This window comes from Isoptericola halotolerans, from assembly GCF_003003075.1.
Taxonomy (GTDB): Bacteria; Actinomycetota; Actinomycetes; order Actinomycetales; family Cellulomonadaceae; genus Isoptericola; species Isoptericola halotolerans_A.
Window position 1 is genome coordinate 1 of record NZ_PVTX01000002.1, and the last position, 11,475, is coordinate 11,475.

Here is an 11,475-nt window from a genome sequence, read left to right on the forward strand (position 1 = left end):
TTACTCACCCGTTCGCCACTGATCCACCCAGCAAGCTGGGCTTCACCGTTCGACTTGCATGTGTTAAGCACGCCGCCAGCGTTCGTCCTGAGCCAGGATCAAACTCTCCGTAAAAGAGAGAAAACAACCAACGACCCCCGAAGAGAGCCACCAGTCGCCTATCGATACTGGCCAGACCAAACAGACTAGCTGTTCAATCCAGTCCAAAGGAACCAAAAAGGTTCAAAATTTGGCATTGACTATCAAGCACACTGTTGAGTTCTCAAACAACCGACGCACACCATCCACGACCGGAACACCGTCCCGACCCCGTCCGGGGCAACCCCTCTAACTTAGCAGTTCCGATATCCCCGTGCAAATCGCTCGAATCTCTGATTCGTGCTATTTCGGTGATTCCGAACCCGCCCCACTCTATCAGAGCGCGCATGACGTTCCGATCCAGAAGGATGTGGTTTTCAGCTCCGGCCCGGCCACCGGTACCCAGCCCGTGGGCTGTCTCCTCAGTGTCCGTCGGCCCGTCGGGCTGACTCAGAGAACATTACAGACGTCTCCGCCCCGCCGTCAACGCGGCAGGACGTGGCGCGCGCCACTCCCCCGGGGCCGGCCCTCGGGGGTAGGCGCAGGCGTGTCGTCGACGACCGTCCCGCGAGAGCGAGGACGGCCCTGCTCCGACCCCGCGTGGGGGCCGGAGCAGGGCCGTCGACAGCAGCTGCGCCCCGGTCAGACCGTCGCGGGCGTGGCGGGGGCCGTAGCGAGTCGCCGGGCCTCGACGAACTCCTCCTCGACGTCCGCGCCGGGCCGTGCGGTCAGCAGGCTCACCACGACGGCGGCCACCAGACCCACGACGAAGCCGGGGACGATCTCGTAGAGCGAGTCGGACAACGGGCTGCGGCCCCAGGCGAAGGCGACCACCGCACCGCCGACCATCCCGGTGAGCGCACCCCACCGGGTCAGCCGGCGCCAGTACAGGCTGAGCAGGACGATCGGTCCGAACGCCGCGCCGAACCCTGCCCAGGCGAACCCGACCAGGTCGAGGATCGTCGTCGTGCGGTCCATCGCGATGAGACCGGCGACGATCGCCACCGTGAGCACGCCGGCACGGCCGAGCATGACCTGCGCGCGTGCGGAGAGGTCGCGCCGCGTCGTCATCTTCACGAGGTCCTCGACCAGCGCGGAGGACGAGACGATCAGCTGCGAGGAGATCGTCGACATGATCGCTGCGAGCACCGCGGCGAGGACGAGTCCCGCGACGACCGGGTGGAACAGCGTCTGGGCCAGGAAGAGGAAGACCGTCTCCGGGTTCTCCAGCGCCAGCCCGTTGACGTTGACGTAGGCGACACCGATCAGGCCCGTCAGGACGGCGCCGATGCCGGTCAGGATCATCCACGAGATACCGATGCGACGCCCCACCGTGGCGTCGGCGGGCGAACGCATCGCCATGAACCGGACGATGATGTGCGGCTGCCCGAAGTACCCGAGACCCCAGGCGAGGGCCGAGATGATCCCCGTGGCGGAGGCGCCGGCGACGAACGACAGGTGGTCGGCGGCAGCCGCCGTGTCCGCCGCGAGGATTCCCTCGCGCACGACGTCCCAGCCGCCCATCTCGACGATCGCCACGATCGGCACGGCCACCAATGCCAGGAGCATGAGGAGCCCCTGGGCGACGTCGGTCCACGTCGCCCCCAGGAATCCCCCGAACAACGTGTAGGCGAGCGTGACGCCACCGACCACGAGCAGGCCGGTCGTGTAGCTCATGTCGAACGAGCTCTCGAAGAACGTGCCGCCCGCGACCATGCCGGACGAGACGTAGAAGGTGAAGAACACCAGCACGATCGCGCCGGCGGCGATGCGCAGCAGGCGGGAGGTGTCTCGGAGCCTGTTCTCGAAGAAGCTCGGGATCGTGATGGAGTTGTTCGAGACCTCCGTGTAGGCGCGCAGGCGTGGCGCCACGAACTTCCAGTTCAGCCAGGCACCGATCGTCAGGCCGATGGCGATCCACGCCTCGACGAGGCCGGAGAGATAGATGGCGCCGGGAAGCCCCATCAGCAGCCAGCCGGACATGTCCGACGCGCCGGCGCTCAGCGCCGCGACCCCTGGATGCAGCCGGCGGCCGCCCAGCATGTAGTCGTCGAGGTCGTTCGTCCTGCGGAACGCGGCATAGCCGATCCCCAGCATCAGAGCCAGGTAGGCCACGATGGCGATCGTCGTCCAGGTCTGATCGCTCATGCGATCGTTCACCCTCTCGTACGTCGTGCAGCGTCTCGCACCCGGCGCTCCGTCGCGCCGCGCGCCCTCCGCCGCTCAGCCGCGGCGGGGTGGGGCCAGGTCAGTTCCGTCCGACGTCAGGATCGCTGCCGCCGACGTGCCTCGCTGCGGTACCGCCCCACAGGGCCCAGCAATGAGAAACGGCTCGACCCCTCGGGGATCGAGCCGTCATCTCAGCGTGCGCCCGGAGGGATTCGAACCCCCAACCTTCTGATCCGTAGTCAGATGCTCTATCCGTTGAGCTACGGGCGCAGATCATCCCGGCGCTCGCGCACCGGCCGACGAGAACATTACCGTGCCGACTGCCGATCCCCAAACCGGGAACCGCCATCGTGACCGACGCCACCGTGGCCGTGCACAGATGTCCTCACCCACAGAAAAGACCCCGGGCGTTGAGCTCCGGAGTCTTCCTGGCGGAGACGGGGGGATTTGAACCCCCGAACGGGTTGCCCCGTTACCACCTTAGCAGGGTGGCGCACTAGACCAGACTATGCGACGTCTCCTCGCAACAGGCAGGCCTCAGCCTCTGCTGCGGCGCCCAGACTACCGGTCGGAAGGCCCACGGAGCAAAAGCCAGGCCCCGGGACACGCCCGGGAGCCGACCGCACGGCTCCCACCAGCAAGGGCATCGGCGGAGGGCGGGGGATTCGAACCCCCGGTGCGGGGTTGCCGCACAACGGTTTTCAAGACCGTCACATTCGGCCGCTCTGTCAGCCCTCCCAGGCCCCGCAGTCTAGCGGGGCCACGACCCGTGACGGACGACGGCCGGCCCGTGGGCCGACGCCCACCGACCGGCCGCCCCCGGCACGCACCGGTCAGCTCGGGGCGCCGCCGGACCTCAGCTGACGCATGGCGAGCTGGACGAGCGAGATCAGGGTCTGCTTCGTGGCTGCGCGGGAGCGAGCGTCCGTGTAGAGCATCGGCACGTGCGCCGGGATCTGCAGCGCCTCACGGACGTCCTCGAGCCGGTGCTTGGCCACACCGTCGAAGCAGTTGACGCCGACCACGAACGGGATGCCCCGCTGCTCGAAGTAGTCGATCGCCGGGAAGCACTGCTCGAGCCGGTCGGTGTCCACCAGGACGACGGCACCGATCGCACCGCGCACCAGGTCGTCCCACATGAACAGGAAGCGGTCCTGACCCGGCGTCCCGAACAGGTACAGCCAGAGGTTCCCGGGCAGCGACACCCGCCCGAAGTCCATGGCCACCGTCGTGGTCGTCTTGCGGTCCGTCACCCCGCCCGCATCGTCGACGCCGACCGAGTGCTCCGTCATCGCAGCCTCGGTGTTGAGCGGCTCGACGTCCGAGATGGAGCCGATGAAGGTCGTCTTGCCCACGGCGAAACCACCGGCGACGACGATCTTCGTGACGGTCGGCGCCGCACCGCCGGCGTCTCCGGACGGCTTGGCCCCCGCCGCGGGAGCCGTCTGCTGCGCCGACGACTGCTGCATCGACTGCTGCTGCGAGGGCTGTCCGGTCGGGGCAGCCTGCTGGCTGACCGTCCCCTGAGGGGCGGTGGCCACGGGCGACCCACCGTTCGCCTGCTGCTCGGGAGCCGACTGCGTGGGGGCCTGCGGGGCGTTCGACATCTGCTGCTTCTCCTGGGGTGCACCCGCCTCGGCGCGCGTCGATCCACCGAGCACGCTCTGGCGCACCGGTGAGCTGGTCCGGGCGCCGCCGAAGGGTGACGGCGCGCCGGCGGTGGTCGCGTTCAGCCCGCCCGCCGGCGGCGAGACCGGCGCCCACGTGGGCGCCAGACTGCCGGAGCCCCCGGGCGCCGCGCTGTCAGAGGGTGGAAATGCCATTGAGAACACTCTCCAAGACGCTCAGGGAAAGCCCCGAGTGGTTGCTGCCGTGGCCCGTGTGGACGTTCACCGGGGCCGAGGTGTGCACGGTGATGTGGCCCTCCTCCTGCATGTCCGCCACGAGGATGCGGACCACCCCCAGGGGGAGCTTCAGAAGGGCCGAGAGCTCGGCGATCGACACGTACGTGTGTGCCGCGTGCTGCAGGATCGCGCGCTTCTCAGGAGTGAGCCCGAAGCTGCTGACCGCCCCGGGCATGACCTCGACCAACGCCTCGAGCGGCAGGTCGGACAGGGAGGACCGGACGCGGCCACCCGTGACCGCGTAGGGACGCACCGTGGAAGCCTCGTAGCCGTCTGCGGAGTGCGTACCCAGGGAACCGAACGGTGCGTGCGTCATCCTCTATCTCATCCAACCTGCGCTGAGCGCGTCGTGCCGTCGACGGGAAGGCTGCCCCGCATCTCGGAGATGAGCTGGGGCGTGAGGGTGGCCTCGGTACGGGACACCAGCAGCGCCATCTCGTAGCCGATGAGGCCGATGTCGCAGTTCGCCTCGGCCACGACGGCGAGGACCGAACCGTTCGAGACGTTCATCAGGAAGAGGTAGCCGTTGTCCATCTCGATGATGGCCTGGCGGACGTTGCCACCACTGAGCTGGCGCGAGGCGCCACGGGTCAGGCTCGACATCCCCGACACGATCGCGGCGAGCTGGTCGCCGCTGGTCCGGTCGAGGTGGTCCGACATCGCCATGAGCAGACCGTCCGCAGAGACCACCAGGGTGTGGCGGCTGCCCGGGACGGTCCGGACGAAGTTGTCGAGAAGCCACCCGAAATTGGTCGCTTCAGTACTGAGGGTCACGCTTCCTCCTCGTCAGGTGCGCTGAGTGCGCAGGTCACCGCTGCTGCGGAGACGATCCAGGGACATCATTCACGGTCAGGGGGTCATCCGTCGAGGCCCCGTCACCCGGTTGCCTCGGAACGTCCACGGGCGGTCGCCGACTGGAAGGCCGACAGCCGCGCGCGCAGCTGCTCCGGATCACGTTCGATGCGGGCCGAGAACCGGTCCGCGGACGCGGGCTGCTCGGCGTTCCTGCTCCGGCGGGCCAGGCCGTTCGCGGCCACCGGTGCCACCGCGGTGGGTCGGTACGTCTGCTCCTCGTTGCTGGTCGTCACGTTCTCTTCCTGGAAGACGCCGCGCTGCATGAGCGTGGACATCTCCTCGTACAGGACGGCCGAGGCCATCCACTCGGAGCGTGCCTCGACGGTGTCGGGCACGTAGTGGGGATCGAGCGGGTCCGCCTTGGCGTCCCCGGTAGCACGCAGCGGGAGCACGGACTCGCCGTAGGACCTGGCCACCGGCCGGCCCTCGTCCGCCGACGCCGCGAAGGCCGGTGCGGCGGGTTCCTCGGCCGGCGCCGGCTCGGCCGGGCGCGGCGTGGGGAGCGGGACGTCCTCGACGACCGGCGGCTGGTAGGCCACCGGCGCCGGTCGCTCCGGGGCGAACGGCTGCGGCTCCGCCGCGCGCGGCGCCTGCGGCCACCCGCTGTCGGGACGCGGCGCCTCCTGGACGGGCTGCAGCGCAGAGCGGTCGGGCGCGGAGCCCGCGGAGTCCGCGCTCACGGCGAGCGTCGGCGAGGTCAGGGGGTCGACGCCGCGCGCCGAGCCGACCGGCTCCGCCGGTGAACCGTTGGTGACCGAGTCGGCCGCCGCGGCCGCGGTCTCCGCCACGGCGGGCTTGCGACCGAAGAGCCCACGCTTCCGCGACCCCTGGGCCGGTGCCGCCTCGCCACGCCGGTTCGGCAGGTCGGACATCAGGTCCTCGAACGCCGGCAGGGAGATGAAACCGGAGTCCTCCGACTCCGCCGTCTCGTCCCGGCCACGCTCGGCAGCAACCGGCTCGCTCCGGGTCGGCTCGCTCTGGACGGGCGCGCTCGGGGCCGGTGCGGTCGCCGGAGCAGGGGCCGCCACGGACGGCGACCGGGCGGGCTCGGGTTCCTCGGCGACCGGGCTGAAGGCCACCGGCACGTCCGCCGGGTCGTCGGTCACGGCGTCGAGCTGGAGAGTGCCGTCACCGGCGCCCTCCTCGAGCCGCTCCATCGAGCGGAAGCTCGAGAAGAGTCCCGTGCGCTGCTCGGGCTCGATCGGCGCGGCCGGCGGCTCGTCCTGGGGCAGCAGCGGCATCGCTCCCGAGTGGGCGCTCGGCTCCTGCGCACCCTCGGAGGGACGCTGACGGCTCGGCAACGAGCTGCCCGACGTCGCCACCTCGCTCGGCGGCGACCACGAGGCGTCCTCGGTCTGCTCCGCGGCGGACTCGTCCATGTGCGGCGTGGCCAGGGGCGGCAGGACGATCGACTCGGTCGGCAGCCCCTCGTCACCCCGACGGCGACGCGGCATGCCGGTGGACGTGGTCCCGTCCGTGAGCGCGTCCAGGTCGACCGGCTGAGCCGTCGGCGGCTCGGGCTGCGGCATCCCGAAGGACGACTGGACGGACTGCCGGTGGTCGACCGGCTGCGGCCGGGCGGCCGGCATCGGCATCGCCGACGTCGGTCGGCGGTCGATCGTGCCCTCCTCGGCGTACCGGCTCTCCGGCGCCTGCGCGGCGACGGGCGCCGGGGCGGAGGGGCTCGAGGCCGTCCGGGGGTCGGCGGGCACGGTGGCCGGCACCGCGGTGGTCAGGCCGGTCTGAGCCGGTTCCTGACCGATCTGGGCCACCGCCTGCTGCGTGGTGGTCTCGAGCGGGTCCGTCGGCTGCGGCAGGGGTACCGCGTCGTCGGCGAGGAAGAGCTCCGACGGGAACGCGATCGTGACCGTGGTGCCCTTGCCGCCCTGGCCGGCGCTGAACTCGACCACGGCGCGCAGGCGGACGGCGAGCCGGCCGACGACGAAGAGGCCGAGGCGCTGGGCGCCCACCGCGTCGGAGGCGGTGGTCGAGGCGACCTTGTGGTTGGCTTCCGCGATCTCCTCGGCCGACATGCCCAGGCCGTGGTCGCGGACGGTCACGACGACACCCCGCTCGTCGCGGGCGGTGGACACCTCGACCGGCGTGTGCGGCTCGGAGAACATGGTGGCGTTCTCGAGCAGCTCGGCGATGAGGTGCGCCGCGTTGAGGGCGTTGTGACCGAGCATCTGCGGGTCGGTGTGCAGGCTGAGCCGCACCCGGTCGTAGAGCTCGATCTCGGACGACGCGGTCCGGATCACGTCGGAGACGGGCATCGGGTTGCGGACGCGACGGCCGGAGTCGATGCCGGCGAGGACCAGCAGCGACTCGGCGTTGCGGCGCATCCGGGTGGCGAGGTGGTCGAGCCGGAAGAGGTTCGACAGCGTGCTCGCGTCCTCCTCCGACCGCTCGAGCTCGTCGAGGAACGCGAGCTGGCGGTTGAGCAGCACCTGGTCGCGGCGCGCGACGTTGACGAACATCTCGGCGATCGAGCCACGGAGCGCCGCCTGCTCCCGGGCGACCTCCATCGTGGTCTCGTTCACCTGGTTGAACGCGTGGGCCAGGCGGCCGATCTCGTCGTCGGACTCGACCGGGATCTGCACCAGGTCGATGTCGGGCGACTGGCCCGGCACCGCCATCTGCTCGACCATCTGCGGCAGGCGCTCGCGGACGTCCGCCGTGGCGACGGTCAGGCGCCGCAGCGGCGAGACGATCCGGCGGGCGATGACCAGTGCGATGACGAGCGACAGCAGCACGATGCCGAACGTGGCGACCAGCGTACCGATCGCCTGGTTGCGGGCGGCGTCGGAGACGTCCTGCGCGTAGGTCACCGTCTCGGCGCGGACCTCGTCGCGCACCGGCTGCATCTGGTCGATCCAGGACTGCGAGAGCTCGGACCAGGCCGCCGCGTCCCGCTGGTTGATCCGGGAGAAGTCGAGGAACTGCAGCTGGAAGCGCAGCGCGTCCAGCTCGTCGGAGTACGCCGGGAGCTGGATGCCGAGGCCCAGCCGGTCGACGCGGTCCTGCGCGGCGGCGCGCAGCTCGTCGGTGGTGTTCAGCGCGGTGACCATCTGGCTCATGAGGTCGCCGTTGGGCGTCTCGTTGGGGCCGGCCGCGGCGGCGCGTGCGGCCTCGGCGAGCCCGAGCGCCACGATCGGCCGCTCGTAGGTGTTCGCCAGCATCGCCTCGTCCATCGCGACGTAGGCGTTCAGGCGCTCGGCGAGGGCCGAGTCGGTCGAGGCGGCGGAGAGCGCCCGGGGGATGTTCAGCGCCCGCTCGATGAGCTCGCCGTACTGCGCGGTGGCGGAGGCGGGCGTGATCTGGCCGGCGATCACGTCGGTCTGCAGGTCGTCGACCGCGCGCCGGTCCTCCAGGGTCGCGTTGATGGCGTCGCGGACGTTGGTGCTCAGGAGGTCGGTGTCGAGCGCCGCCAGCGCGTCGTTGCGCGCGTCGACCGCCTCGTCCGTCTGCTCCTGGGCCTCGACGAGACGGTCCATCGCGCCCTCGACGTCGTTCAGCGCGGCCACGGACAGCGCACGCTCCGCGGCCATCGCGGTACCGGCGCGGTCCTGCAGCTCGAGGCTGTCCACCAGGCTCGACGTCTGGCTGGACTGGATCATGTCCTGCAGCGCGCCCCACGAGATGTACGTGGCGGCCAGAAGTAGGACGAAGATCGGCACGGCGAGTGTCGCAAGGATCTTCCCGCGAACGCCCAACCTGCGGAGCATGGGGACCTCTCTCCATCACTGATCGTTCGGAGCGTCGAGAGGCGTCCCGCCTTCGCTGTCTCCGGTGTTCATCGCACCTGAGGGGGCTCCTCTGGTCACTCGACGCCGCGCGCGAGTAGCCTCCCTGTGTGTGCGAGCCGTCACGATATCGGGCGAACGCCCCGCAGGGAAACTCACCACAACTGACGTCAACCTACCCGAACCGGACACCGGAGAGGTACTGATCGACGTCGCCTCGAGTGGCGTCAACCGCGCTGACCTGCTACAACGCGCCGGACTCTACCCTCCGCCGCCCGGTGCTCCCGAGTGGCCGGGTCTCGAGATATCGGGTACGGTCCGCCGCCTCGGAGCGGGCGTGTCGTCCCGGCGTGTCGGTGACCAGGTGGTCGCGCTGCTGGCCGGGGGCGGTTACGCCGAGCAGGTCGTCGTGCCCGCGGGGCAGACGCTGCCGGTGCCCGACGGTGTCGATCTCGTCGATGCCGCCGCCCTGCCCGAGGCCGTCTGCACCGCCTGGACCAACCTCGTGGACACGGGACGCCTGAGCCGGGGCGAGACGCTCCTGGTGCACGGCGGGTCCGGCGGCGTCGGCAGCGTCGCCGTCCAGATCGGCGCCGCCCTGGGCGCACGGGTCGTCGCCACCGCGGGCGGTCCCGAGCGGGCCGCCCGCTGCCGCGAGCTCGGCGCGAGCGTCGCCGTCGACCACCGGGCCCAGGACGTCGTGGCCGCGGTCCGGGAGGCCACGGACGGCCGGGGCGCCGACGTCGTGCTCGACGTGCTCGGGGGCGGGGCGCTGGGCGACAACGTGCGCCTGATGGCCACCGGCGGACGGCTCGTCGTCATCGGTCTCCAGCAGGGGCGCACGGGCGAGCTCGACCTCGCCCGCCTAATGGCGAAGCGCGCCACGGTGACCGGCACGACGCTGCGGTCGCGCAGCGTGCAGGAGAAGGCCGAGGTCGTCGCGGCCGTCGGGGAGCACGTGTGGCCGATGGTCGCCGACGACCGGGTACGGCCCGTGGTGCACGCCCGCCTGCCGCTCGACGAGGCCGACGCCGCGCACGCGCTGCTCGACTCGGGTCAGGTCTTCGGCAAGGTGCTGCTAGTGCCCTGAGGCGCTACTCGCGACCGACGGCCGTCATGACGATCGCGCCGGAGACGAGGACCAGCCCGGCGATCTCCGGCCACGAGGGGATCTGCTGCAGGACGACGGCACCGATCACGGTGGCCGTCGCCGGCAGCATCGCGAGCAGCACCGAGAAGGTCGCCGTGCCGACGCGCCGCAGCACGACCTGGTCCAGCACGTACGGCACGACGGAGGAGCACAGGGCGACCACGAGCAGGAAGCCGAGCAGCGGGAGGTCGAGCACGACCGTCGGTACCGACGCGCCGAAGAACGGGGCGAAGACCAGCGCGCCGACGAGCATGCCCACCGCCAGGCCGTCGATCCCGGCCCCGCCCCCGGCGACGCGCTTGCCCAGGACGATGTAGCCGGCCCAGCACGCGGCGGCGGCGAGGACCGCCACGAGCCCGACGACGACGTCGGCCCGCGGCAGGTCGCCCTCCAACGTCACGCCGGCGAGCAGCACGACGCCGGCGGCGGCGACGACGATGGCCCCGCGCTCACGCCAGCCGCGCCCGGTGATCGCCGCGACCGCGACCGGCCCGGTGAACTCGATCGCGACGGCGACGCCGAGCGGCAGGTGGTCGATCCCGACGTAGAAGACGATGTTCATCGCCGCGAGGGCGGTACCGAAGAGCGCGGCCGCGACGACGTCGTGCCGCGTCCACCGACGGCGCCAGGGACGTCGCCAGGCGAGCAGCACGACGGCGGCGAGGACGATGCGCCACCAGCTCACGGTGGGCGCGCCGAGGGTGTCGAAGAGCCCGACCGCGACGGCCGCCCCCAGGTACAGCGTCAGGCCCGAGACCACGAAGATCGCGGGAGCGGGCACCCGGTCCAGCGGCCCGCCGGCCACCGACGTCGGCGGGCCGGGCGGGACGGGAGAGGTGGCGTCGGGCACCTGGGGAGCCTACGCCGGGGCGGGGAGGCGCACCGCGCCTGCCGTCCACCGTCCGAGAGATGTGAAGGAATCGCGGCGATAACCTGGACGGGACGTGATCCGTGCCCTAGGTTCGCGTCCGGTCGCCACGCCCGTGACGACCGGACCACCGCACAGAGGGACATCCATGAGCTTCGGCACCGCCGTCAAGACCGTCTTCAGCAAGTACGCCACCTTCTCCGGCCGCGCCCGCCGGTCCGAGTTCTGGTTCTGGGCCCTCTTCGTGTTCCTCGTCGGCGCCGTGCTGGCGATCTTCGTGAGCGCCACGAACGGCCTCACGATCGACGCCGAGACGATGACGCCGACCTTCGGCGCCACCTACTTCGTCGCCGCGCTGGTCCAGCTCGCGCTCGTCCTGCCGAACCTCGCGGTGACCGTGCGCCGCCTGCACGACACCGACCGCTCGGGCTTCTGGTGGTTCATCGGCCTCGTGCCGCTGGTCGGCCCGATCGTCCTGCTCGTGTTCGTGATCCTCGAGGGCACGCGCGGCCCGAACCGCTTCGGCCCGGACCCGAAGGCCGTCTCCGCGGCCCAGCCCACGGCCTGACGCCCCGGGTCACCTTGGCGTAGCCCAGGCCCCCTCAGACCCGCGAGCCGGTGAGCGCGAGGTAGGAGGTCCGGGCAGACCAGAGGCCCGCACGGTCGTCATCCCCGAAGTGGAGGGCGCGCAGCGCCCGTGAACGCGAC

The 11,475-nt window shown here is 71.1% G+C and carries 8 protein-coding genes, 3 tRNA genes and 1 rRNA gene; 2 read left to right on the forward strand and 10 right to left on the reverse strand.

What is annotated here, in order from left to right:
* From BCL65_RS03365 to BCL65_RS03405, 9 genes are all read right to left on the reverse strand, one after another.
* Window positions 1-114 (reverse strand): 16S ribosomal RNA (locus BCL65_RS03365); the annotation flags it as partial.
* 606 nt (window positions 115-720) lie between these two features.
* Entirely contained in the window at window positions 721-2,226 is a 1,506-nt protein-coding gene (gene putP / locus BCL65_RS03370) for a sodium/proline symporter PutP (RefSeq protein WP_106265240.1), read from the reverse strand.
* Between the two features lie 218 nt (window positions 2,227-2,444).
* Window positions 2,445-2,517, reverse strand: a tRNA-Arg gene (locus tag BCL65_RS03375).
* A 159-nt stretch (window positions 2,518-2,676) separates the two neighbouring features.
* Window positions 2,677-2,768: transfer RNA gene (locus tag BCL65_RS03380), tRNA-Ser, on the reverse strand.
* Window positions 2,769-2,897: 129 nt separating this feature from the next.
* Window positions 2,898-2,985 (reverse strand) — tRNA-Ser (locus tag BCL65_RS03385).
* A gap of 95 nt (window positions 2,986-3,080) precedes the next feature.
* A complete protein-coding gene (locus BCL65_RS03390; RefSeq protein WP_106265896.1) occupies window positions 3,081-3,716 on the reverse strand; it encodes a GTP-binding protein in 636 nt (211 codons plus the stop codon).
* Between the two features lie 334 nt (window positions 3,717-4,050).
* The gene (locus BCL65_RS03395) at window positions 4,051-4,467 is read right to left on the reverse strand and encodes a DUF742 domain-containing protein (RefSeq protein WP_106265242.1); all 417 of its coding nucleotides are present in this window, start codon (window positions 4,465-4,467) and stop codon (window positions 4,051-4,053) included.
* A gap of 8 nt (window positions 4,468-4,475) precedes the next feature.
* Window positions 4,476-4,925, reverse strand: coding sequence for a roadblock/LC7 domain-containing protein (locus BCL65_RS03400; RefSeq protein WP_106265244.1), 450 nt, complete (start codon window positions 4,923-4,925; stop codon window positions 4,476-4,478).
* Between the two features lie 101 nt (window positions 4,926-5,026).
* Window positions 5,027-8,683, reverse strand: coding sequence for a sensor histidine kinase (locus tag BCL65_RS03405; RefSeq protein WP_165799922.1), 3,657 nt, complete (start codon window positions 8,681-8,683; stop codon window positions 5,027-5,029).
* A gap of 178 nt (window positions 8,684-8,861) precedes the next feature.
* On the opposite strand from BCL65_RS03405, the gene BCL65_RS03410 reads away from it, so the two are divergent.
* Window positions 8,862-9,839, forward strand: coding sequence for an NAD(P)H-quinone oxidoreductase (locus BCL65_RS03410; RefSeq protein WP_106265248.1), 978 nt, complete (start codon window positions 8,862-8,864; stop codon window positions 9,837-9,839).
* A 4-nt stretch (window positions 9,840-9,843) separates the two neighbouring features.
* Here the strand turns inward: BCL65_RS03410 and BCL65_RS03415 are convergent, their stop codons facing one another.
* Complete coding sequence (locus BCL65_RS03415) at window positions 9,844-10,680, reverse strand: EamA family transporter (protein ID WP_106265898.1); 837 nt, start codon at window positions 10,678-10,680, stop codon at window positions 9,844-9,846.
* A gap of 235 nt (window positions 10,681-10,915) precedes the next feature.
* Between BCL65_RS03415 and BCL65_RS03420 the strand changes: the two genes are divergently transcribed.
* Complete coding sequence (locus BCL65_RS03420; RefSeq protein WP_106265250.1) at window positions 10,916-11,335, forward strand: DUF805 domain-containing protein; 420 nt, start codon at window positions 10,916-10,918, stop codon at window positions 11,333-11,335.
* Window positions 11,336-11,475: the final 140 nt, after the last annotated feature.

Bases quoted from the DNA above. Each gene is read 5' to 3' on its own strand.
- putP (WP_106265240.1), bottom strand. From the start codon at position 2,226: ATGAGCGATCAGACCTGGACGACGATCGCCATCGTGGCCTACCTGGCT.
- BCL65_RS03395 (WP_106265242.1), bottom strand. From the start codon at position 4,467: ATGACGCACGCACCGTTCGGTTCCCTGGGTACGCACTCCGCAGACGGC.
- BCL65_RS03390 (WP_106265896.1), bottom strand. From the start codon at position 3,716: ATGCAGCAGTCGTCGGCGCAGCAGACGGCTCCCGCGGCGGGGGCCAAG.
- BCL65_RS03420 (WP_106265250.1), top strand. From the start codon at position 10,916: ATGAGCTTCGGCACCGCCGTCAAGACCGTCTTCAGCAAGTACGCCACC.